This is a genomic window from Psychrobacter sp. DAB_AL43B (assembly GCF_900168255.1).
GTDB lineage: Bacteria > Pseudomonadota > Gammaproteobacteria > Pseudomonadales > Moraxellaceae > Psychrobacter.
On sequence record NZ_LT799838.1, the window covers coordinates 2287545 to 2313709 of the forward strand.

Below are 26165 nucleotides of genomic sequence, written 5' to 3' on the forward strand. Positions count from 1 at the left end.
CGACCTTTATTAATTTAATGATTTATATTAATGGCAAAATCACTATCAAAACAGTGTAGCAATGTAGGAAAACGCAACGGTTTGTAAGCAATTCTATATTTAGACAATAAAACGAACACATAATGACTGACTGGGTAAATATATTTAAAATCAAGGATTTATTCTATGCAATTATGCGCTTTTATTCACCGTACAGCTGCTTTATACCCTGAGATGAGCAGTGTCTGCGCCACTTTCTTAGTGTAAGAACGGCTTTAAAGACTACTTAAAAAATTGACGAATCCCAGCAACTGCAATACCACCATGTAGCATTGCTTGCTCTTTCCTCGCCGGTGACAAACCACCCAAACCAATGACTGGCATATCCGCTAACTCTGCCAACTCTGACCAAGCCTCCCAACCAAGTGGCGTCACATCAGGATGGGTTTGAGTGAACAATACAGGCGATAAAAATATAGCGATGACTGGTGAAAGTTGCTGTTGTAGACGCGCGCCAGCCAGCTGATTGGCTGCATCAATGCTATCGGCATTATGACAACTGACTATTAATGGCAAACTTGAAGATATCGTGCCGTTAGATACCTTGCCTTTCTCAGTGCTACTTCGCCATTGCAAGAGTTGCCTATGTGTTAAGTGTCTCGCAACAATTTGGCGGTTCATTGTTGCATTTTTAGTTTTTAAAAGCTGGCAATTTGCCCTATTAGAATCTGGATGATAAGGCACAATTGCTTGGACATCAGCTCGTAAGTGCAGCAATTGTGCCGTAGTATCCGCACTACCTTCTAAGCCTGCTGCTTTAATTCGGACATAAACCCAAGCTTCTTCCGCTAGATGCTCTTTGTGATACGTTAACCACGCTGCCATCGGTTGAGGAGAACTAAAGTATGCCAATGGATAAGTAATGGCTAGTTGCGCTGGTAAACGTAACCAGTCAAGAATCGTTTTATTGGCGGCTGGTAAATTATAATCGCCTGCTAGTAACTTTGATTTATCTACCCAAGTTAGCGCCTGACCTTCTAAACCATGGCTTTGGTTCCTATATTGCTCATATTGTAGTTCTGTTATTTCGATACGATAAACCTGTAGGCAGACTTGCTTATCACCGTAATCGTGGTGCAGTCGTCCAAGCTTAACGGCGATATTACTATTAATATCCATACCTGTCTCTTCGGCAACTTCCCGTATGAGTGCTTGTTTGGCGGTTTCATTGTGCTCTATTTTGCCGCCGACAAACTCATAGCGATTACCTTGATGTTGAGACGCGTCTCTAAACCCAAGCAAATACTGATTGTTATAATGAATAACAGCAACCGCGACATTTATTATTTTTATTGAATCTTTTTTTATGGGCATATTTGTTTGACTTGCCATGATATTTTCCTTTACTAATCAGGTGTTTTATTGCTGCACTTGATTGCTTATATAACAACGGTGTTAGATGAGTTTACACAATCGCCGTAATTTATTTTATTAATTAGCTTGCAAAAGCCATCAATCTAAATGATAATTATTATCGTTAATAGCTTATTGCCTGTTGCTATCTTCTACTTTACTATTTTATCAAAAGGATTTTATTATGAGCATGGTTATCTCTCGCTATTTGAACTGCCGCGAAAACCGCTTACCTACTTTGCAATCACAGCATCTGTTTGCTTTGACTAAAGAAGTACGTATCGAACACGAAGGTGAAGAATATCGCTTGCGCTTAACGCGTAATAACCGCTTAATTTTAACCAAATAAATCAACTGCCACTGTCACAAAAAAACGCCTTTACTAAAAGGCGTTTTTTATTGGATAAAATTATTAAGCGCTATTTTTCATCAGCGACAATCACAGCAGTGATAAATATCTCGCTGCACCATTTAGAACTGCCAGCTATAGACCACATCCACCGCATTCTCTGCCGCTGATGTCGCTTCAACGTAAATACGACGGGTCAGCTGATAACGTACAGACAAGCTGTTCTGGGCGTTAAAGACACCCACGCCGTAGCGAATATATAAGTCAGGAGTCACATAACCAGTGACGTTGACATTGGTATCTTCGCTACTGCCTGAGGCATCAACGGTTAAGCTTTGGAAGCCAAATGCTTGACCAATTTGATTGGTTAGATTGCGTGTACCGCTCAGCCCAAAACTCAGACCGGCAGCGGCTAAGTTATTAGTAACTTGAGATTTAAATCCTTGTTCGCTGATTTGAGTGGCGCTCTTATTATTAATACGACCAGTGATCAAGGCATTCATCGCCTGCTGCTGAGTGAGTCCTGCATTATTAAAGACGATGATATTTGGACTTTCAGTATTGCCTTTGACACGCACACCAACTGTTTTCCCACTAATATTTTTAACCGCCTCAATACTGAGATTAGGCTTCATGACATCACCATTGAAGCGCACTTGACCGTAGTTAAGCTCTAGATTCTGACCAAAGGCGTTAATGTTGGTGCGACGTGATACTTGCACGACACCTTTTGCGCGCATGATGCCCGTACCATTTTGAGTGATATTAATCGCCCCTGCTAGAGGAATGACCGCACCAAAACCGCGGAAATTAATATCATTGCCCAAATCGATACCGATGTCAGCATTGATTGACCAAGGTTTTGAGATGGCTAAGACCTCATCAATATTACCAATGAGACGACGGTCTAGCACAACGACGTCTTCGCTTTGAGTAACGATGTCTTCACTGGCTTCTGGCGGACGAATAGTCGCTGACGGCACGCTGACGGCTCCTGTAATATTCACATAACGGTCGCCTGGACGCACGATAATATCGATATCAGGATTGACCTCAGCCACTAATAATGGCGGCTGGGTTAATACCAAACCCTTGCCAATGATACTCAGTTTTGCCTGTAGTTTTTGTTGCCAATCAACGGTACCAGTGAGCGTTCCAGTACCCGTGCCACTATTAAACTTGCCATCAATAACCGCTTGGGTACCACGAATTTTGGCATTTGCATTCACTTTGGTTAGATTAACCGGCAAACCAAGCATCGCCACACGACCATCAGCCAATTTTACATCACCATAAAACTGCGGCTTGTCTAGCGTGCCGCCCAAGCCACCTGCCATCGTAATATTGCCTTCAAGTACCCGCATACCAGGAAAGAAAGGCTTGAAAACGGCCAAATTAAGCTCATTGAGTACAAGCGCCCCTGAGATTGGTTTAGGCGTTTTATAAGGATCAACGATGACTTCTGCATAACCACGAGCACCGCGACCCGTATTGATATCTGAGCGGATTTTGAGGCCATTAGGGACTGAAACGGCAATGAGCGAGATACGCTTATAAGGTAAGGTGACAGGCGCACTGTCGCCATCTTGAATTAAGCCAATTTTGCCGTTGTCAGAATATAGCGTGGTATTAATAGTCGGTGGACGTCCGCGTTGCCAGCCAACAATCGCTTTACCATTAATCTTGCCATGCCAATCGATATCTTTGGGTAAGAACGCTGAAAATAGTGACGTATCTATTTTTTGTATGGCTAAATCAACTTGGCCACTTGCTGCGGAAGCGATAAGGTTTTTACGTAAGCATAGCTTGCCTGCTTGGTCAGTTGCCTGCCAGCAATGTGCCGCTAACTGTACTTTTAAATCAGTGCTATTTTTACCTTGTTTTTTGGGTAAATTAACAATCAGTTGCGCAGGCTGTAATTGGTTTAAAGTCGCATATTTAGATTTGACCTGCCCCTTACCAATCACCCCTGACCAGCTGAGTTGATCTCGATTAAAACCGCCTTTGAGCCTAGCAGAAATATCAAGCTCCTCATTAGCCAAATCAAGATCGACCACATGCGACCGCTCAGTACCATTAAAAGTGGCATCCAAGCTTTTAAAACTTTGTCCCGCCGCGTCTAAACCTTTAGCCGTGACGATAAGCTGGCTTGGGCTATTTGCCAAATTGACCAATTTGCCATGAATACGACCTTGACGTAATGTAAAGCCTGGTAGCGAGATACGCTCACCGACCAAGTCGATATATATAGTCGGTAACGCTTGTCCTGCTGGCTGCGATAAGGTAGCACCGCCTGACACTTTACCGGCAAGCTTGTCTGAGAGCTGGTCAAGACTGGTAATGTTAATTTTGGCTTGTAGTTGTTTGGCATTGCCGTTGGCGGTTATATAGTTATCGCCCCAGCGCAGCACCAAATTATCAGCGTTTAAGCTATCAATTAAGGCGTTAACTTGCTTATATTGTGCCTGCGCATCTTGCGTCTGTAAGCGTTTAAAATAGCTTGCCAAGTCTTTTGGCAAATGCATCTTCGCGTTCAAGCTACCTTTGGCACTGAGCGGCCGGCCTTTTAATATACCATTCAAGTTAACTTGTTTGATATTGATGATTTGCTGGGTGTCGCTCCAGCGTCCATTTGTGTCTATGGTGCCGGTGATCGTACTTGGTATGTCTTTGAAGAAATAACCCAAATTAAAGCGATTCATGACCGCGTCGATATCCCAAGCAATACCTTGACGCACATCAACGGTACCCTTAGCATCGATGCTGCCTGCCGCGCCCACATGACGGAAGCGCTTAATACGGATCAGCTGGGCATCGCCACTGGCATCAATAGTAAGTTTACCTGCTGGCAATTGCTCAGCATCTAAAACACCATCAAAATTTACGACAAAGTTTTTAAGTTTGCCTGTTGCCTTGGTGTTGTTTTTTGGTGCACTTTGCCACACGCCACTGGTTTTCAAATCACCGGTAATAATGGCGGCATTATTGGGTAAAAAATAACCCAAATTAAATTTATCAAAGCGACCATCTACGTTCCAGCCAATATCCTGACGTAAGTCAATGACACCATTGGCTTTCACTGCACCTGCTTCGCCGTTGTAATTTAATTTACGAATACGAATAAGATTTGGCGTACCAGCCGCATCAATCGACAGACGACCTTTTGGCACATCAGCGGTATCGACTTGACCATCGAAGCGCGCATCAAAGACAGAAAGCTCACCACCAATAATATCGACACTGGCATCACCGCCACCCGTGATACCGATAGCACGGCCATCTTGGGTGGCATCAAGTTGCGCCTGCAAATCCGTATTATTAAAATTAATAATATGACGCTGTCCTTTGACACGGTTTTTAGTGATATTCAGCATGCGCCCGCGCGCGCTGATACGTCCTGTTAGGCGCTCGAGTGGTAAGTCACTGCGATATTTTTTGGGGAGTAAGCCATTGGTGCGCGCATCAATCTGCCATGTTAACGGACGCTTTTTGCTCGCCAGTTGAATTTGCCCAGTTCCTGATAAATCGCCTACCACCCCTTTATAGTTTAGGCGGTTGATATCGATGACATTGCCAGCTTTACGTATACCCACATCGTAGTTGCCTTTAGGAGCAGCATTAAGCTCATTAATAACCGCTTTGCCATCGACAGATAAACGCGAACCACGGACGATGACATTTGCCTGGCCGCTTGGACTATCAACATTACCGATATTTGGTAATTGACGACGCACTAGATTCTGCCACGTGGCATCAATATACCAAGGCGCGGCTTGTTTAGATTTAGCTAGGGTTTTACCCTGTATTATTTTAGCATTAACATGCTCGCCATCTCGCTGCCGTAAATCAGCATTGAGCTGTAGATTACCGGTGGTATTTTTTTGTTGATAATGGACGAACAGCTTGCCATTAAGCTTTTGCGGCGCATAGGCTTTAAAATCTGCATAGTCATTAGGAATGGCGCGGCGAATATCAAAATTACGACCGGTTGCCACTACTTTGGCATCAAAGCTGTTTTTCCAATCTAAAATACCTTGCGCAAATAAACGCCCAGCAGGAACGTCGGCATTCAGACTATCAATGCGTAGTTGACTGTTGGCAATGACTGCGCGCCCTTGATAATGTCCTGAAGGAATGTCTTTAGCGGTCAATTCCGTATTGATACGCAAGCGTATCTCAGAGATAACGCCTGATGCCGTCGCTGTACCACTTTTTAGGTGGATATTTTGACTGTCTGCATAGGGGACAAGGATATCATCCCACTGAAGTTTGGCTTGGAATGGTGCACCATCATCTAGTCCTTGTACAACAATATCACCACTCACATCACTATCATTGTAGCGGCTACGTACCTTGCCTACGGTACGTTTTAGGCTACCAGTTGCTGTGATATTGAGCGGATCTACATAAACCTTCTCTAATGCGCTGACTTCAGCAATTGCCGTAAGATCTAGCGGATAGTCGCCTTGCAGATCGATATTACCTTTTAATGCACTGATTTTTACAATATCAGCATAGTGGAGGTCGCCACGACCAACGGTGACTTCACTGCCTACCCATGTTAAATCACGCGCGGTAATATCATGGATGACGATATCATCTCTAGTAACCTGTTTATAAATAATGGTTTTTACTTTTGCTTGATCAAAACGCAGATTGACCGGCAAACTGAGGGTTTTATAGTCGAAGGCTTCGCCCGTTGGCGGCTTGTTATTGATAATTTCAATGGTTTGTATGTCTGCATCGCGCAAATGTACTTCTTTGGCAAAAACCGCGCGCCAGCCTATTTTGACGTATGCCTTATCTACCAGTACCTCAAGATCATCGGTCGCTCTGATGTCGATATCAGTGACCCAAATACCATCGCGCAGGTTACCGCGACCATACTTAAACCCAATACCCGTTTCCGCACTGATTTTCTCTAAAATAAACTTAGTACCTGATTCAGTACCAGCCGCATACAGAAATATGGCGAACATAATCGCCAGCACGATAAGAATGAGCACCATCAGTTTTAGCAAAAAAGACAGTGGGTACCATCGTCTTACTGCACGGGCATCTCGCTGTGCCGGATCTTCATCCAAAGGCTTATTAGGCGGGGTATTTTTGGTCAACATGACACTCAACTACGTTAAAGAATGATTACCAGCAATTGCTAGAATAAAAACAGCACTGTTTTTGATGTATATATTAGGTCATTAATCTCAAGTATCTAATACTAACGACCTCATACTAAATATTTATAGAGGCGATCCGATAAACAAATGTAGCCTAACGGGAATACTCTCCTCTGTTACACCAGCCGCAACATCCACGCGCACAACGCCTACCGGCGACGCCCAGCGGATACCAACACCCACACCAACTTTGGTGTCCGTATCAAAATCTTTGTCATAGGCGTTACCGACATCGGTGAAAAATGCACCGCGAAAGCCCGGTCTAAATTCATAGTTATATTCTGCACTACCAACCGCAAGGATTTGCCCACCCGTCAGATAACCTTTATCAATTGGCGATAAGCTTTCGTAGTCATAACCACGAATACTTTGATCACCACCGGCAAAGAAGCGTAATTTATAAGGCACCTCATAAAAGTCATCTGCCCAAATATAACCCGCATTGACGCTACCAAGTACTTGGTGTTTATCATCCGTACCAAAGCTATAAATACCGCTCACGCCAGCGCGAACGATTGCCAAGTCAGTATCACTCAGTGCTTTTTCAGCACCGGCTTCAATGGCATAATACTGGCGTATGCCGCGAGTAGGATTGGTTGCGCTATCCATATCAGCTTTACTGACGCCATAACCAAATAATAATGCTTGCTGTCGCGGTTTAGAGGAAGAAAAGCGTATAGGAAGATCGTCTATATCTGCCTCATCAACACCCGTTTCTAACTCATCTAAACGGTAGCGAGCAGAGTAGCTACGATTCCAGCCATTTTCACGGCGGATGTTACGCGTTAATGCCGCTTTTAAGGTTTTAGTAGACAAATCAAAAGTGCCTTCACCTTGATCAATGACTTCTTCTTCGTAGGTTAAACGTGCCTCTAACTTATCATTTAAAGGATGGTTCCATGGCCGGCTCGCATAAACACCGACATTTTTAGTAATCCTTGAAACTTCTGTTTCCACCCCTGCTTGATAGCCTTTACGGTTGAGCAGATTATAATCTATTTTAGCGGTTGCGCGGACACCGGTATCCGTACCATAACCAAGACCGATTTGGGCGTCGCGTGGTTTACTAGCAGAAACGAATACGTATAATGGTACTTTTTTACTCTCTAACACTTCCTGTGGTGTTTTACGTCCTGCCAATGTAGGGGGGACAAAATTTTCGTCAGCCAGTATGTTTTCCTCATCAGGAAATATTTTTTGCGCGATATCACTAATAGTGTCACTGATTTTACCTAGAATACTATTTGATTCCTGGTCTTTTTCGTCTAACACGCGATCATTTGGCAAACGACTTAGACGCTCCGCTTTTTGTTTAATCGCTTGCAGCTTCTCAACTGTTTCTTCGTCAGCTTCAAACTCAATAGCTGCGATATCAGCAGCGTCGACTTTTTCTCCACTATTGGTGTAAAGAGTACCATCATTGCCAGTACTATCATTTTGGCTGGTGTCACTAACATCGGAGGCGACATCAAGCTCGTCATTTGTCGTATCATTATCACCACTACTATTTGGTGAGTTATCAAACGCTAAAGTGCTGCTTTCAGTGCGCTCATCTGGCGGAAAAATCGACTCAACGTTGACGGTATTAAAATAGCGGGTTGACGACAAATCATTACTGAACTTGGTCACGGCTGGGCGATAAAAAGGATCACCCGCCTTAAAGTCGAGCAATTGCCTTAATAATGATAATTCAACCGGTAGCTTTTCAGGGTCGCGAGTCAGCGTACCCGACTCTTCATCATAAGTAAAAAACACCACTTCATCAAACTGGTAACGCTCACCGGTATTATAAACCAGCGACACATCAGCGGCATTATCCGGCAAGATAATATCGACTGATTTATTTAGCCAATATTGGTCGAAATAACCGTAGGTATTACTGAGTGATTCAAGGGCAGATTTACTGTCTTTATAGACGCGATGATTAAAGATATCGCCTTCTTTTGGCGGCAAGTCTTTCTCTAACGCGGCAAATTCTGCTTGTTCGCTACCTTCACCGCGAATATCAACAATACGGCTATCGACGCGTACCGGTTCACCCAATTTTTCAATAATGACATCGATAGTGTCAGCATTAGGCTGGCGCAAACGCAAGGTCACATCGTAGTAACCAACGGCTTTTGCCGCATCCAACGCAGTCTGACGTAAGCGTGGTAGCGCCGCCGTAAACTCAACGACAGATTGAACAGTGGTCTCATCGAGTGCCGCCTTAATGTTTTTAATCGGCTGCACATCATCATCGGCTTTAATTAACTTTGGTTTCGTATTAGCAGCATTATTGCTTGCATTGTCAGCCGCTGCTTGTTGTAAATAGATCGTTGTTTCTATATGCGGTAGCGTTATCGCGCCAGCATTAAACAAACGATTATAGAGTCGTTTAACGATATTGCCTTTGTTACGTGCCATTGGTTTGGGCTTTTCGGCTTGCTCAATACTTTCACTTACTGCCTGAGTATCATTTTGATAATCGGGCAAATAATCATCAGGATCTATGCCATCTGACAGCGCGTTTTCTCCGTTATTTGAACTATTAACATTGGCTAAAATGTCATTATCAACGGCTTGATCAGCGTTGCCGCTACTGACAGAGTCACTGACATTAATGGGACGTGCCATAATTTCAGCAGTTTCTGCACGTTCAGCTGCGCTTTCATTAGTGCCTAATGTCTCTAGATTGCTCGGTGTTGGAATATTGGTGGCATCCAAGTTCACGTCCAGCCCAATCGGCGGCGTGCTGTCGTCTAAAGTGGCTACAGGCGTATCAAAGTCATTATTGCTATTACCAGCGTTGCCAATGCTTTCTATATCTTGCGCATTCTGCCTGTCCATCGCTGCCAGCTCGCGATCAATCTCTTCAGGGGTCATCATTTGATAACCTTGCTGCTGTATCGCGGCGGCTTGTTGTACTAAATCTTCATTAGTATCAGTTATTTGTTTGTTGTCCAAACCATCGACATCATTATTTAAATTATTATTTAAATTATTATTGATATCGTTGAAGCTATCGAAGTCATTTCTATTTGATTGAGTGCCAGCATTGCTGTTAGTCTTTTCATCTGATTTTTCTGAATTAGGCTTTTTAATGCCTAAGTTTTGCTCGCTATAATCATCCAATACAGACTGCTCAATAATACCTTGGTCGACAGCCTTCTTTAAGCGCAAAGCATCCAAAGCAATATCGAGCTGTCTATCGTCATTAGAAAGCGGCGGTAACTCAGAAGGTGCTTTTGCCGTTGCTGCCTGAGCCGCGAGGGCATTATTTTTGGTGAGCTGGCTATTATTAATGGTGCTGCTATTCAAATCGGCAGTGGTAGCGGCAAAAGCGGCTGGCGCGATGCCAAAGCCAACCAAGCTCGTGGTCAAGGCACTAAAAAGCGCTGTGCGGGTAAAACAAAGACGCGAGCTATCAGGTGACATAACCGATAAGTTGCACGCTTGCGTTGAAGACTGGTGTTTCATATTTATTCCCTATCACCTCACGCGGTACAAGGTTACTAACGATAGCAACTGTTAAGTCTTACCGGTGAATAAACTTATCGCAGTTCACTGAGATTATTTGCTTACGAATTTGCTTGGTATCGTTTGGACTATGATCGCTTAAGCACTACTTTGAATATTAGCGCCTAAATGATGGCTTGCAATAAACGGTGTTGAGTGCTGACAAATCCTTGCTAGCGCTCGCTCTCTCAGGCTTTGATCCGCTAAAACTTACAAATCATAACTTAGTTAATTATTAAATCATAGCATTGGGCGCATGTATTTTTACCAAAGCCTTGCTATTATACGGCTTAACATTGATAAAACCTATGTCATATTTAGATAAGTTTTTGATAGCGTTGATAATTATCGATATTGCTTATTGATAAATTGACAGCTGCGTTATCTGTTTTCCTTCTCATTTATTAGCCGCGACCCATCTGTAGGAATTTTCATGGCCAACCAGTTTCAGTTATTTAAGCGCCGCCGTTTTAGTGCCATGTTTTTTACCCAGTTTTTGGGGGCGTTTAACGACAATATTTTTAAGCAAGCGCTGATATTAGTCCTGACCTACACTGCTGCTAGCCAGCTTGGGGTTGAGGTCAGTATTTTGAATAACTTGGCAGCGATGCTGTTTATTTTGCCTTATTTCCTATTTTCAGCGCTCGCAGGGCAAATCGCTGATAAGTTTGAAAAGTCTAAACTGACCCGCTTTACTAAGCTGCTTGAGCTGTCAATTATGGTGATTGCGGCAGTGGGCTTTGTATTTGAATGGTACGCACTATTGTTTGTCGCGTTATTTTTGATGGGCACACAATCGACCTTTTTTGGGCCTATTAAATACGCCTATTTACCACAAGCAATGAAAGAAAATGAATTGGTCGGTGCCAATGGCTTATTTCAAATGGGCACGTCACTGGCTATATTACTCGGTATGATTATTGCTGGCGTCCTAACCCAAGTGCCGCAGCCGCTATATTGGATTAGCGTGACGGTATTAGTAGTCGCGATATTAGGTTATTTTGCAGCAAGATCTATACCCACCATGCCAGCGATGCAACCTGACTTAAAAATTAATTGGAATATTTTTACTACCAGTATGTCAGCCGTACGCTACTTATATTCGTTACGGTTTTTATTCTTTGTCATTTTAGGTAATAGCTGGTTCTGGTTTTATGGGGCAACATTTTTGACCCAAACACCTGAATTTAGTAAAGTTATCTTACATGGTGATGAGTCAGTGGTGATTTTCCTACTGACCTTATTCTCAGTTGGAGTATCCATTGGTTCATTGTTATGTAAAAGATTGACCAAAAATCAGGTCAGCTTACGCCTATTACCCTTTGGCATCGCTGGTTTAAGTATTTTTGCTATCGACTTATATTTTTCACTGTCAGGGTTATCTATTGATGTCGGTACGGATACTTTGATAGGCATGAGCGGGCTATTTAATATCACTGGCAGCTGGCGTGTCTTTATCGACTTGTTCTTTTTAGGCTTTAGTGGCGGCTTATACATCGTGCCTTTATATGCGTCTATGCAGGCGTATGCGCCCAAAAGTCACCGCGCGCGCATCGTCGGTGCCAACAATATCTTCAATGCCATTTTTATGGTCAGCTCAGCGATTTTTTCTATCGTCGTATTAAACAGCTTAGGGATGTCACTACCACAATTATTCCTAGTCACGGGCTTGCTCAACATTGCCTTCGGGGTATTTTTATATATAAAACTGAATAAGCATATCAAGCATGCAAGCATCCAAACTCATGACGATCAACTGAATAGACAAGATTAAAGCGTTGGAAAATTTGAACCCACAGTACTGATAGCCACTGTCATTACTGATAACCGCTGTCATTATAAGTTGGACGTTGAGCGCATAATTATAATGCTGACAATCTGTATTGTTTGCTATAGTAATGTTTGTGAGTAAGTTGTTATAGTCGATACCCTTTAAAACATTCAATAGTAAAAGTATATTCTTAGTAAACTTCGTAAATAAAGCCATCAGGAGTGAACCATGGCCCTGCGTCCCTTATCAAAAATCGATCAATTACTGCTTGGAGTAGACAAGGCATTGCGAGCTGTCGTACCGCATTCGAACCCTAGCACCCGTCCATTGCCTGTGAGCAGTGACGAGATTCCTGAGCTGAGTATCACTGAGGCGCGTCATGTTGCAGGATTGATGCGTATCAATCATACCGGCGAAGTATGCGCGCAAGGGCTGTATCATGGGCAAGCATTGACGGCAAAAGATGATAATGTCAAACAAGCCATGCAGCAATCCGCTGAAGAAGAAGTCGACCATTTGGTCTGGTGCGAGACCCGTTTAGATGAGCTTGGCAGCCATCCCAGTATTTTTACGCCATTATGGTACGGCATGTCATTTGGTCTTGGGGCGGTAGCAGGTGCCATCTCTAACGAGTTTAGTTTGGGGTTTGTCGCTGAAACTGAGGCGCAAGTCAGCGAGCATCTACAAGATCACATTGGCCAGCTACCGTTGCAAGATCAGCGCTCAAGAGAAATATTGGCGCAAATGGATATTGAAGAATTGCATCATCGCGAGTTAGCTCTCATCAATGGCGGTGCAGCATTGTCGCCACCCGTACGCCATACCATGCGTTGGATGGCCAATCGAATGAAAGCCACAGCTTATCATCTATAATCATCGATATAGCAAGCCATATTCTTTGCTATAAATGATGCAGATAATGGGTCAGTATTTACTTTTAACAATCCTACTACTGATAGCATTGAGAGTAATTTGCTACGGTATTAAAAATTTGTACGATTTTGCTATAACAATTCTATATTATCGCGACAGCACTATTAATCAATGGATTTATTAATAACGACCAAATAAACAAGATAATTATTAAACATAACTATTAAACAAGGTAACGATTTTTATGAAAGCAATCAGCCAACCGAATATCTCTAACAAAGCGCATAAATTTGCGACCTTAACGGCATTAGCTGCCGCATGTGCCATGATGCTATCTGCTCCTGTGAATGCTGCAGAAAACGATACCGCGGCCGCCTCTGCTAACGCCGCTGTCCCTAGCGCAATCGATTCAAGCAAACGCGTGATTCGCCGAGCTCAACCTAACGCTGCCGTCAGTACTCCTCAACCTGAGTCGCAGTTAAATACTAATACTGCTCAAGTAAATAATGTACAACAAAGCAATGCGCAACAAAGCAATGTGCAACCAAACCGTGCACCTTTAAACACGGCTCAAAACGTGGCTCAGTCGCAAGCCAACCAAGAACTTGAATTAACAGGCACTACTCGGGTTTATGAGCGTGGACCAATGACTGCAACCGGCATTGATTTGCGCGGTGGTCAGCTGCCAAATATCCCAACACCACAAGTACAGCTGTCAGATATCAGCTTTGTACCTACGATGTTGATACCGCAACAAAAAGGCCTTGGCACCGATAAATTGGACGTTAGCTTATTAGATGACTTTATTAAAGACGTATCGCCAAATGCACGCCACTACCCACCAAACTTCCCTAACCGCACCCAACGTCACAACGCTCGTGAAAAAATCAAAGTAATGACGGATTGGATTGAGCCTTATGCCAAATCGCCAAATGCCTCGTATGATGTATTACTTCGTGCGGCTAAGCTGAATGGTATGGGTCGTAACTTGGATTTGGGGTCAGAATATACGGTACGCGGCGGACAATATGTTGATCGTGCTATCAAGGTTAAGCCTGATAGCGGTGAAGCCAACTTTTTATATGGTTTGATGTTGTCAGAAGGCGGCGGTTTTAAAGAAGGACAAAAATACCTCGATAAAGCAGTCAGTCTAGGCTACACCGAAGCAGAGCAAAGTTTGGCACAATCAGATTTGTTAAGTGATCGCCGTGATAAAGCATTAGAGCGTCTACGTCGCCTTGAGCAACAAGTACCTAATAACGCCCTCATTCGTCAGCAAATCAAGCTTGTAGAAGATGGTAAATTTTATATTTGGGACATCCCAGCACCAAATGTTAATGTTAAACCAACTATGTAAACATTATCCACTTAAATATAATGGCTAACGTATAGTTAGCCATCAAAAAGCGCTCTCAAATTATAATCATAAATAATTTGAGAGTGTTACTTTAGCGTCTTTTTTTATGTTGTCACAAAGGCAATATAAAAAAGACGCTTTTTTCTGCCTAGCATAAGCGCTAAGTAGACCACACCTGTATAACTCCTTACTAAACGATATTTTGAGTATATTTCTTTTATTTTGAACAAACTTTATTCATTTTTATTTAGCAAAATGTATCAATAAAATTTGGTAATATTTGAATATAAGGCATCAAATATAATAGTCGAACCACAAAAGTTACGTTACACTCATGCTGATGTAGTAAGCACTTAATTATACATTTCTGACCATTATTAACTGGAATTACCTATGATTTTTGCTGACCCTGTCAATAATGCGCTGACACCCACCAATAAAAACATCAAGCCTGTTGCCCTATTGGCATTAGTATCAGTAATGGCAGTATTGCCTGCTTGTAGCACCGTTTCTGTCAATAAACAGGCGTCCGCAAAGACCATTTCTGCCCAGCGCGGCAATATTGTTACCGATGACAAGTTAAGTAGTGATACTGCATCGGTCTTACTGTCAGCAGGACTCAATGAGCAAGCCTGTATGCAGCAATTTGACTTATGCCTAACGCAGCTGAATGACAGCATGCTCAATGAACATTACCGCCCAGCGTTGGCGGTTTTTTCGGAGCTATACTATGCTAAAGCGCGCGAGCTGGCAAAGTCGCAAGACTGCCAAAATGCACTTGCCCGCCCGCCACTTGATCCTTATTATGCCAACGCGTCATTAGACGATGCTGCTGCCAAGGTACAAAAAGAAAAAACTAATAAATGCTTAGTGAGCTATCAAGGACAGCTATTTGACGCCATTAAATCAAGTTATACTTACTTGTTTTATGACAGTTTAGTCCATGATTTTGAAGGAGCGGATAAAGAGAAAGGCAGGACTAAACAGCAAAATCGTATCCCAAGCGATATCGACATCCAAACCCAAGACATCTATAACGCTGCCAGCAATGACGTCATTACCCAGCTATATCAACCGGAAGGTGGCACCAATAGAATGATGGGCGATATAAAAGTGGAGTATCTACCAACCACGGCGACTAGCAGCGATAGTATTGAACAAGCAGCAATTGCTAATCGAACGCCACTTAGCGGTAAGCCTACCGATCAAGTCAAAGTAATGAAGGTAAAACTAGACAATTATGACCTTAATGTCTATTTGCCCAACGAAAACAACTACCTAAAAAACGCCAACCAACAAACCTCAGCGCTTGCTGACTTGGTCTCAACTTACGAGCTGCGTCTGTCTGGACTCAACTCAATCAGCAAACGACCAGGATTGGGTATCAGCTTGGTTGCTTCACTGGACGATCGCTACACCACCACTATCCGTCAGTTATTGGTATCCTCGCTATCAGGTCGACTAAATAAAGAAGCCAGTGATGGCAGTATAGACAACAATACACGGGACAAGGCACAGGAAAGTGACGCCAGCTCACGCATTTATCCGACTGGACATTTATTGATGACGGGGCTGATTAAGCCAACTGGCGATAGCGTGCTCGGCACCCTCAGTAGTGAGCAGCTAGATATACATCTTTACAATCCTTACCGCAGTGAGAGCGCCAATATTTTAGGCGATGATTATCCACTTGCAGCCAACTTCTCTGCCGGTTATGGATTATGGCTGGCAGAAAACCAGCTGGACGGCGTCGGCTATTTAAACCTCATTACCCGCCAAAAAGAAGCCAGTCTGCCAAAACTCTTTATGCTCGAGCCTTATGATCCCGATAAACGAGTGATTATTATGCTGCATGGTTTGGCCTCGAGTCCGGCAACTTGGGTCAATTTAACCAACGATATTTTTAATGATGATAAGTTGCGTAATAACTATCAAGTATGGCAAATATTTTATCCAACCAACTTACCTATTTTAGAAAATCGCTATCAAATCCAAAAGTTAATCAATACGACTTATCAGCAAACAGACCCTAAAGGGCAAAACCTCTCCAGCAAAAACAGCGTCATTATCAGCCATAGTATGGGCGGTATCATTGCTCGTATGATGCTGTCTGATGATAATTTGGCAAACAATTTGGATGCATTAGACGACAAGGACTTACTGGCCAACAGCAGCCAACGTCAGGTCGATGCGATGCTAAAACAAGCGCTTACTAATAAAGAGCTGCGTAACCGGTTTGAGTTAAGCGCCCTACCGCAAGTCGACACAGCGGTATTCTTATCCTCGCCTTTCCAAGGTACTGACTATGCCGATCGTTGGTTTACTCGCGCTTTACGCCGCATTATTTATCTCCCCGTTGGTTTGGTAAAAACCGTCACGGACAATTTAGCGACTATTGCCATCCAAGGTGACTTGGCACAAAACCCTTTCGGCGCGCTATATTTGCAAAATGGTGCCAGTCAATTAAGTGATAAATCTTCTTTTATTCAATTAACGAAAGACATCAGTATTAATAAGCGTATTACGTATCATTCGATAATCGCCAATAACGATGCCGATATCACTAAAGGTCTTGCAGAGATGCAACCAGCGGGTGTCAAACTTGATTTATCGCAAGAAATCGCAGAGGATGACGATAGTGCAATCGAAGCTACCGATACAAGTAATACAGATAATGCAGGCGCTGATACAGATAAGTTGTCGAGTAAAGCGCTTGTCGCCGCCGTCACAGTCGATGGAGAGATTGGCCAAGCATTAACCTCACGTCTATCAGATGGTATCGTGCCCTATACCAGCGCTCATCTTGATGGTGCAGCGTCGGAGACCGTCATCAATGGCGGTCATAGTATTCAAGAGAATCCACAAACTATTCTTACCCTGCGCCGTATTTTGCATCAGCAGTTAAAACATTAGCGAAAATTTTTCTTCTAACAATATTTTTTACAATGCGTATCGAATAACTGTTATTAGAAAATGTTATTTTAGATTACTATTACGTATCTATTGATAACCTTACTTAAACAATGGCTTTTTTAAAAACAACATTGTTGATAAATTATGACTAATAGGTGTGTATTAAGAAGTTCCCCTAACTTGCGTGTACGCATGGTCAGGCGCATAATACTTGAATAGTAGATATTATTAACACTGTCATAGAATGCATATTAAATAGTTTATAAGGACATAAATTATTTAATTTAACTAAATAGTGCTAATTAAAACTACCTTGGTTAAGATGTCATCTAAATGACAGTAATAGCTAAATAACACTTAGCCATTGTCCCTAGCAATTATCGTCCTGATTAATGGACCGTTACGGACAGTTACTTCAGCGTATCATGGAAGCTAGCGCTATTCAGCTAACAGATAAGGGTAACCATTTATGTTCGCTACATTTATGATCAGTCAGCTTGATGCGCTGATGCTCGCGCGAATTCAATTTGCTTTTGTTATTTCATGGCATATTGTCTTTCCGGCTTTTTCCATCGGACTTGCCAGCTTTCTAACTGTCTTAGAGTTTCGCTGGCTTAAAACTGGTGAGCCTATTTATGCAGAAGTTTATAAGCACTGGGTGAAAATATTTGCCGTGGTGTTTGGGATGGGTGTGGTATCGGGCGTGGTGATGTCCTACCAATTCGGTACCAATTGGGCGGTATTCTCTGATAAAGCAGGGAACGTCATAGGTCCACTACTCGCCTACGAAGTATTAACCGCCTTTTTCTTAGAAGCGTCGTTCTTAGGAATTATGCTATTTGGTTGGGGCCGCGTTAGTAAGCGTATGCACTTTGCCTCTACGGCGATTGTCGCTATTGGTACGCTGATATCGGGGTTTTGGATTTTGGCTGCCAACAGTTTCATGCAGACGCCTCAAGGTTTTATGGTCGGCGCGGATGGTTTACTCTATCCGACCAATTGGTTAGAAATCATTTTTAATCCCTCATTCCCTTACCGTTATGCACACATGATGACCGCAGCCTTTTTGACCACTGCTTTTGTTATCGGTGGTATTGGCGCGTATTATTTGCAATCAAAAAAACATATCGAACATCGTAAACATGGTCGTGTCATGCTCGGTATGGCAATGGTGATGGCCATTTTTGTCGCGCCAGCACAGGTACTTATCGGTGATATGCATGGTCTAAACACTTTAGAGCATCAACCAGTTAAAGTAGCGGCGATGGAAGGTCTGTGGGAAAATGAGCGCGGTGCGCCCTTGGTTTTATTTGGCATTCCAGATCAAAAAGCAGAAAAAAACCATTATGAAATTAAAATTCCTTATGTCTCGGGTTTAATTTTAACGCACTCATTAGACGGCGAAGTTAAAGGGCTTAAAAACTGGGCACCAGAAGACCGACCGTACGTTCCCATTGTTTTTTGGTCATTCCGCGTCATGGTTGCTATTGGTACATTAATGGTAATTGTAGGTCTATTTAGTCTTTATAAATACTTTAAAAAACAACAATTCGATCCTGAAAGTAAATGGTTCCACCGTGCTTGGATGATAATGACGCCACTTGGTTTTATCGCCCTACTTGCAGGTTGGTTTGTTACCGAAACCGGTCGTCAGCCATGGACAGTATATGGGGTTATTCGTACTGCTGAGAGCATGTCTCCGGTTGCTGCCCAACAAGTCGCAACGACACTGATTGGCTTTATTGTCCTATATATCATCGTATTTGGCGCAGGTAGCCTTTATATTCTTCGTTTAATCGCTGAAGGTCCTAAACCTTATGAGGACCCTGCTGATGATAATTTCTATGAGCACTCAATCACTGAAGGTCAAGGTCGCACGTTAAGTGGTGATAGCAACGCCAGTGAGAAAGTAGAAGATCTTGATAAGCCTGCCGATGACGTCGATGACGGAGGATTACGCTAATGTTTAACTTTGGTGATGTATTAGATTTACCCCTCATTTGGGGCGGTTTAATCGCTTTAGCAGTCTTCATCTATGTATTACTCGATGGCTTTGATTTGGGCTGCGGTATCTTATTCCCGTTTGCTGGCTCTGATAAAAACCGTAGCCGCATGATGAACTCTATCGCTCCTTTTTGGGATGGTAATGAGACGTGGTTGGTATTGGGCGGCGGTGGCTTGTTTGCCGCATTCCCAGTTGCTTATGGCATCATTATGACCGGTCTTTATCTGCCCGTCACCTTTATGCTATTTGGTCTTATCATGCGTGGCGTGGCGTTTGAATTTCGTTTCAAAGCCTCTTCACATCGTTATGTATGGGATTATTTCTTTTTTATCGGTTCTGTCGTTGCAACCTTCTTCCAAGGAATTATGCTCGGTGCTTTAGTTCAAGGATTAGAGGCGAGCAATCGCTTATATACTGGTGGTCCTTTTGATTGGTTCACGCCGTTTTCTATCGCTTGTGGTATTGCACTTATGATCGGTTATGCGCTACTCGGTTCAACGTGGCTGATTATCAAAACTGAGCATAAGCTGCAAGTATGGGCACGTAAAGTATCTGGTTGGATGTTGTCTGCATTGATTGTAGCAATGATTGCAGTCACGATGTTTATGTACTTCTCAGATATCAAAGCGCTTGAAGGCTGGTTTAGTTTCCCAGGTCTATTATATCTTGCACCGATGCCAATTATCGTCGTGCTATTATTTTTCTTGATGCGCAAAGATTTGACATCAGAGCGTGAATATCGCCCGTTCTTATTAACGGTAGCACTATTTTTAATGGGTTATATTGGCGTATGTTTTGCTATCTTCCCGTATATCGTCCCGTATCAAATGACTATTTATGAGGCTGCTGCGGCTGATACCTCGCTATCATTTATGTTGATTGGTGCCGGTATTATGCTACCGATTATTCTCAGTTATACCGCTTTTGCCTATTATACGTTTAAAGGTAAAACCGATCATGAGCATATGTATTAAGCAGCATTTTATATCCTAAGCTTTCAGGAGAGTATTATGAAAAATCTTAGTAAAAAGCAGTCGCAATGGGCATGGTTTATTGGCTTATATATCGCAGGTTTTTTGGCTATTTTTATCATTGCGCAGCTGATTAAATTGGCAATGGGCGTGTAAGTATTTATCTATTCAGTTAGCCATTAATAAAAAAACCGCCGCCCTAATAACATTAGGGCGGCGGTTTTTTTTAGCTATTACTATAAATCTGGAATAGTGTAACGAATAAATACTATTTAAGCACCGCGATGTGCGCCTGTACCTTTAGTTTCAATAAACTCATTTACCTGCTCTAAACGCTCAGGCGTACCCACGTCTACCCAATTATCCATAATTACTTCTGCGGTCACTTGGAACTTGATCATTGCCTGTTTAAGTAGTGGTGCCAGTGCCGCTGGTTGCCCTGATACCAAGCCCTCAACTAAACGCGGCGACACAACACTAATACCAGCAAAAGTATATTTATCAGCATCGCCGATCGCTTGCTCACTAGCCAAGCCATTGTTGATAGCAAAATCGCCAGCATTATTATGCTCTGGATTATCAATCAATAATAAATGCGCACGCTGGTCTGCGCCTAGCTCATAAGTGGTTAGCTTAGTAAAATCAAACGTCGTCCAGACATCAGAATTGACTAAGATAAATGGCGCATCTTGTAGTTTGCCCGTTTGTAGCGCTTTGAAAATACCACCAGCCGTCTCTAATGGCTCATCATTTTCAAGAGACCAATGCAACTGCACGCCAAATTGCGAGCCGTCACCTAACGTATCCATCAGTTTTTCTGCAAGCCAAGACGCATTAACCGTAATATCAGTGATACCAGCCGCTTGTAGTGCTTTGATGTGCCAGACAATGAGTGGCTGCCCGCCAACTTCTACTAAGGGCTTAGGCGTTTCAAGTGTCAACGGACGCAGGCGCGTGCCCTTACCCGCTGCCAAAATCATTGCTTGCGTTATTGCGGACATAACCGCTCCTTTTTCTTATTTTTATCACATTAAAAATTAAGATGAAAACTATCGATACTTTATAACAACCTATCAAATGACGTTAATTAAATGTATTGCTGCACAAACTTACTCTGATATGCGGGCAGTACCGTATCTCTCAACCATTCATTAAAAGGTGCTACCGTTTGTTGCATAGGATGGCTACCATATTCTTCAAGCCATTCCAGCTCAAAAATTAAATCACGCATCACCTTAGGAATATCGGCCAAATAGCGATTTTTACCATCGCGCTCATAAAGCCTAATAAAAATACCAAGCACTTTTAGATGTCGCTGTACGCCCATCACATTCACGTCACTCTCAAACTGTTCTGCACTGTTTGCCGTCTCGAGCCCAGCTTGCTGCTGCAATTGCCAAAAATCATGGATCCAGAGGCTCACTTGATGCTCTGACCAATCGACATAAGCATCACGCAGCAGTGACACCAAATCATAACTATAAGCACCAATCACAGCATCTTGAAAATCAATCACCCCTAAATGCGTTTTATCCGCCTGATCTTGCATTAAATTACGGCTGTGGTAATCACGATGGACGATCACTTGTGGCTGTAATAAAATCTCATTTATTAAGGCTGATTTTAGATTTTCCCATAACGTTTTATTAAGCGCTACACCGATATGAGGAATAAACCAATCGCTAAATAAATCCATCTCACGGGTCAATAGTGCCGTATCATAGTCTGGCAATTGGTAATCTGATTTTGCCGTCGCGACTGGCACCGTTTGTAGCGCGATTAACGTATGCATCGCCAATTGATAGTAATCGTTAATCTGTGCAGGGGTCGCATCAACGAGTAAATGCGCAAACTCTACCGTACCAAAATCTTGTAATACCAAAAATCCCTTTGTCACATCTTGGGCTACCAGCGTTGGGACATTGATGGCCGGTGACATCAACTTTGCCACATTGATAAACTGCTGCAAAGCATCTTGTTCATCAGCAGAATCCATGACAATATAGCGCGCTGTTTTTGTCGCATTATTCTCATCATTATCCAATAATTGGATACGGTGATATTGGCGCGCGCTAGCATCACCAGGCAGGCTATCGAGAATAAATTTTTGCTCTATAAATACTTGCTGTAACCAGGTTTCTAGCTGCTGCTGGCGAGTATTTGTAACAGGTACGGTCGGCTCTAACATTGTTTTATCGATCATAGTTTTATCGGTCATAAAAGGCATCGCAGGTTAAATATAAATCGTAAATAACTAAATTAGTGATAAGTGTGGCAAATACTTGCTAAAATAGTGGGCACTTAACCCACAATAGCAGCTGTCTTAAATCTATTGATGCATTAGGCAATATTTGCGGCTCACTACAAATTCAGCCTCTCTCTCAAGAATGGCTTGGTTATCTGATAAATTTTGACAATTTGATAATTAGTGTAGCTGATTTGATTTTTTTTGACTATGATTAGTCGTCATTATATGTAAAACGTCCCAGATTTTAAGATTATATTATTTATTATTCATTTTTTAAGCGCCAAATATAGCTGAAATATGGTCAATAGACCAAATGTCGCAATCCAATAGGCTCTACAATCATAGGTGTGCCCTTGTTATATTCTCCGCTCTACCAAAGCATCCGTTTGATTTTATTTGGTGCCTTAGGCTTATCCAGCTTAACCGTGAGTGCTGCTATCACTAATACTGATTCGCTGACGCCTGAGCTATTGACCGCTGATAGCTCTAGCCGTTATGTCTCTGATGACGTGACGAATTCCACTAATAATAATTCTAGTAGTAATAGTGCTAGTAGTAATAGCGACAATAATAACAGTAGCAATCAAGACATCAGTTATCCAAGCGAGAGCAATCAGAATACAGACTATAAAGAAACAAATACTGCAGCTGATGCTAATAACACGGTTTTGACTAGCAACGTACCTTTGGATAATAGCAATTTAAATGTTACTGAAATTAATGAAAATAGTGATGATTCCTTTATACAGCCACTAGAGACCAACAACGACCGTCATCCAAATAATAGTACGGCGCGAGCAACTAACAGCATCACACCTGAGCCAAAAACTGACAACAGCAAACTTGATGTCAGCGACGAGAGTATTCAAGATAGCCTCATGCGTTTGGCAGAATTTTATGAATTGACTCCCGATACTGATACCTCAACGGTAAGCAATGCTGACAATGTGGCAGGCTCTGAAGCAGACAATATTCAGAATACGCTTATGCCTACAGCGCAAGCTATTCCAACAGTAGGTAGAAATTTACAGCTACTGCCAAACACCGTCGATAGCGCCCAACGCTGCGAAGGTCAATGGGTCTATCCAAAGAAAAACCCTAATTATCAACGAGCTATAAATGAGGCTGGCGCTAGTAATGGTCAACCAACACCCAATCTAAACGGTATTCCCAACAACCAAGCGCCGCTATTTGCAGAGTCAGATTATGGTTATTACGATAGTGTCGATTATGCCGAGCTATCAGGCAATGTCATTATTGACCAAGGTACCCAGCATATCGAAGCGGACAAAATCGTACTGGACTTGAGCAAAGGCGTGGCTGCGGCGCAAGGTAAAGTGATGTTTACTGACCAAGCTACTGGTAAAAACAATACGTCTACTACTCAAGCTCAAAATACCAATAATCAAAGAAACAACGCCCCAAATAACAATAGAACTAGCCTCACTGACAAGACAACACAAGGCGGTCTCATCGGTGTCGCGGACGGCTTAAACTACAATACTGAAACCGGACAATCAACTGCCACTAATGTGGCCTTTGCTAGTGTGGAATTGCAAGCACACGGCTATGCCAAGCGCCTAAATCGACCTAATGACAGCCAATATGAGCTAGATGAGGTAATGTATAGCACCTGTCCACCAACCAATCGTAAATGGCAATTTGAAGCCAAAAGTATTGACTTGGATACCGATACTGGCCGAGGCGAAGCCTATAATACGACTTTCCGTATCGCTGATGTGCCGGTGTTCTACTTGCCTTATTTTAATTTTCCTATAGATAATCGTCGCAGTACTGGGGTTTTATTACCTAGTGCTAGCTTTGGAAGTAAAAGTGGGCTTGAAGTTGATATACCGTACTATCTCAATTTAGCACCCAACTACGATGCGACGCTTAACACCCATATCTATACCAATCGTAATCCGATGCTCTCAGGTGAATTTCGCTATTTGACTGAGAATTATGGCGAAGGGATTTTTAACGGCTCCTACTTACCCAATGATAAAGAGTATGACGGCGAAGATCGCAGCAGCTTATTTTATGATCATTATTGGTCATCGACCAGCATTCCACGCTTAAGCGGTGATGCTAAGTATAGCTATGTGTCTGATGCAGACTATCTGAACGATTTTGATACGTTAGGTTTATCAGACAATACTTTAAACCTTCCTCGCCGTGCCCAACTTAATTATTATAACGATTATGTCGATGGCGAGCTAAAAGTCGAGACCTTTCAAACCCTCGATGCTTTTAACAATAATGGACAGCCATTACAGGATAAAGATAAGCCTTACTCGCGTCTACCACAGCTCAAACTTAACTATCGACTGCCTTGGGCAAAGAGTTTTGATATCACTGGTGTGAGTGATTCGGCTTATTTTAAAAAGTCCATCGATGACGGTTCTGAGAATGAGAAAAGTGGTGCACGTCTTTACAATAAAATTAGCGCTGCTTATCCAATCGAAAAGTCTTGGGGCTACATCAAGCCAGAGCTGAGCTTACAGCATCTATATACGTCTTATGATGAAGACAGCTTAGCGGACAACCAACTCAATAAAGGCGATGGTAACCAGTCGATATTTGTACCACAAGCCAGTATTGATGCAGGTTTACATTTTTATCAAGCTGGCTCACCGTTTGGTGCGTTTGATGATACTTTGGGCGGTTATCGCTTACTTAGCCCACGCTTAAAATACACCTACTCGCCTTACAAAGACCAAAATGAGATTCCTAACTTTAATACTCGTATTGCCTCTATCAACTACGAGCAGCTGTTTTCGGACAGCTGGTTCTTAGGACATGACCGCCTGCAAGATTTACATGCTTTTACCCCTGGCATTAATTATCGTTACATCGATGCAACGGGTGTGACACGTTTTGATGGTAACATCGCAGAGCAGTTTTATATCGATGATGGGCGTGTCACACTTGAAGATGAAAAACCTGTCTTTACCTCATCTTCTTCAGGATTGGTATGGGATACCAGCACCCAACCTTATAATAACGTTTGGATTGACGTGAGTGGCGCTCTTACTAAAAGCTATGATTTAAATTATATTACTACTGAGCTGCGTTATCAGCCATCTGATAATAGCTTATTTAATGTGGGTTTTGTTAAGCGACAGGCTGATGAAAATACCAACCAGCTACCACTGTCTGCATTGACAGCATCCGCGGTTTTCCCCATTAATAATAACTGGCGTGTATTGGCTCAAGGTCAATATGACTATAATCGTGATAAAATACTCGATTCTTTAATCGGTGTTGATTACGAGGATTGCTGTTTTGGTTTTGCCGTTTATGGCCGTCGTTACTATAATGACTTAAATGTTAAAGACAAACCCACACAAGCGATTATGGCAGAGATTAGACTCAATGGTCTTGGCAGTGGCAGCAGTCGTTTAACACGATTACTTGCTGATAAGGTCTTAGGATTTGAGCCTGTCCAAAGCGCTTGGAAAGATTAATAGCGCGGCAGAAACAAGCCTAATTGCTAGCTTATTAAGTATTATATAAAAGCGTTTGTACCTTATTATAAACAACCAAAGTCGCTACTTGATTATTATTATTTAATAATCAAAGTATCATAAGCGGATTTAACCGATTACTAT

14 protein-coding genes are annotated in these 26165 nt (G+C 42.5%); 9 read left to right on the forward strand and 5 right to left on the reverse strand.

Going from position 1 to position 26165, the window contains the following annotated elements:
- Nucleotides 1-261: 261 nt before the first annotated feature.
- Nucleotides 262-1371 (reverse strand): NUDIX domain-containing protein, encoded by a 1110-nt coding sequence (locus DABAL43B_RS09805; protein WP_079692200.1) that lies wholly within the window; start codon nucleotides 1369-1371, stop codon nucleotides 262-264.
- A gap of 211 nt (nucleotides 1372-1582) precedes the next feature.
- On the opposite strand from DABAL43B_RS09805, the gene hemP reads away from it, so the two are divergent.
- Nucleotides 1583-1741, forward strand: coding sequence for a hemin uptake protein HemP (hemP, locus tag DABAL43B_RS09810; protein ID WP_227672156.1), 159 nt, complete (start codon nucleotides 1583-1585; stop codon nucleotides 1739-1741).
- 122 nt (nucleotides 1742-1863) lie between these two features.
- On the opposite strand, the gene DABAL43B_RS09815 is transcribed toward hemP, so the two are convergent.
- Nucleotides 1864-6858: a translocation/assembly module TamB domain-containing protein gene (locus DABAL43B_RS09815; protein WP_079692201.1), complete on the reverse strand. Its 4995-nt coding sequence runs from the start codon at nucleotides 6856-6858 to the stop codon at nucleotides 1864-1866.
- A gap of 123 nt (nucleotides 6859-6981) precedes the next feature.
- Nucleotides 6982-10377: an autotransporter assembly complex protein TamA gene (locus DABAL43B_RS09820; protein ID WP_079692202.1), complete on the reverse strand. Its 3396-nt coding sequence runs from the start codon at nucleotides 10375-10377 to the stop codon at nucleotides 6982-6984.
- 472 nt (nucleotides 10378-10849) lie between these two features.
- Between DABAL43B_RS09820 and DABAL43B_RS09825 the strand changes: the two genes are divergently transcribed.
- From DABAL43B_RS09825 to DABAL43B_RS14175, 7 genes are all read left to right on the forward strand, one after another.
- A complete protein-coding gene (locus DABAL43B_RS09825; RefSeq protein WP_079692203.1) occupies nucleotides 10850-12190 on the forward strand; it encodes an MFS transporter in 1341 nt (446 codons plus the stop codon).
- Nucleotides 12191-12421: 231 nt separating this feature from the next.
- The gene (gene coq7, locus DABAL43B_RS09830) at nucleotides 12422-13060 is read left to right on the forward strand and encodes a 2-polyprenyl-3-methyl-6-methoxy-1,4-benzoquinone monooxygenase (RefSeq protein ID WP_264753854.1); all 639 of its coding nucleotides are present in this window, start codon (nucleotides 12422-12424) and stop codon (nucleotides 13058-13060) included.
- Between the two features lie 244 nt (nucleotides 13061-13304).
- Complete coding sequence (locus tag DABAL43B_RS09835; protein ID WP_079692205.1) at nucleotides 13305-14417, forward strand: tetratricopeptide repeat protein; 1113 nt, start codon at nucleotides 13305-13307, stop codon at nucleotides 14415-14417.
- A gap of 393 nt (nucleotides 14418-14810) precedes the next feature.
- A complete protein-coding gene (locus DABAL43B_RS09840; RefSeq protein ID WP_079692206.1) occupies nucleotides 14811-17330 on the forward strand; it encodes an esterase/lipase family protein in 2520 nt (839 codons plus the stop codon).
- A gap of 469 nt (nucleotides 17331-17799) precedes the next feature.
- Complete coding sequence (locus tag DABAL43B_RS09845) at nucleotides 17800-19293, forward strand: cytochrome ubiquinol oxidase subunit I (protein WP_079692207.1); 1494 nt, start codon at nucleotides 17800-17802, stop codon at nucleotides 19291-19293.
- Nucleotides 19293-20309, forward strand: a complete 1017-nt coding sequence (gene cydB / locus DABAL43B_RS09850; protein ID WP_079692208.1) for a cytochrome d ubiquinol oxidase subunit II — start codon at nucleotides 19293-19295, stop codon at nucleotides 20307-20309. Before DABAL43B_RS09845 ends, cydB begins: the two co-directional genes overlap by 1 nt.
- Before the next feature lie 36 nt (nucleotides 20310-20345).
- On the forward strand, nucleotides 20346-20462 hold the full coding sequence (locus tag DABAL43B_RS14175; protein WP_145952529.1) for a DUF2474 domain-containing protein: 117 nt from the start codon (nucleotides 20346-20348) through the stop codon (nucleotides 20460-20462).
- A gap of 116 nt (nucleotides 20463-20578) precedes the next feature.
- Here DABAL43B_RS14175 and murU read toward each other — a convergent pair whose 3' ends face one another.
- Nucleotides 20579-21307 (reverse strand): N-acetylmuramate alpha-1-phosphate uridylyltransferase MurU, encoded by a 729-nt coding sequence (gene murU, locus DABAL43B_RS09855; protein ID WP_079692209.1) that lies wholly within the window; start codon nucleotides 21305-21307, stop codon nucleotides 20579-20581.
- Between the two features lie 86 nt (nucleotides 21308-21393).
- A complete protein-coding gene (locus DABAL43B_RS09860) occupies nucleotides 21394-22533 on the reverse strand; it encodes an aminoglycoside phosphotransferase family protein (protein ID WP_079692210.1) in 1140 nt (379 codons plus the stop codon).
- 374 nt (nucleotides 22534-22907) lie between these two features.
- On the opposite strand from DABAL43B_RS09860, the gene DABAL43B_RS09865 reads away from it, so the two are divergent.
- Nucleotides 22908-26021 (forward strand): LPS-assembly protein LptD, encoded by a 3114-nt coding sequence (locus DABAL43B_RS09865; RefSeq protein WP_079692211.1) that lies wholly within the window; start codon nucleotides 22908-22910, stop codon nucleotides 26019-26021.
- Nucleotides 26022-26165: the final 144 nt, after the last annotated feature.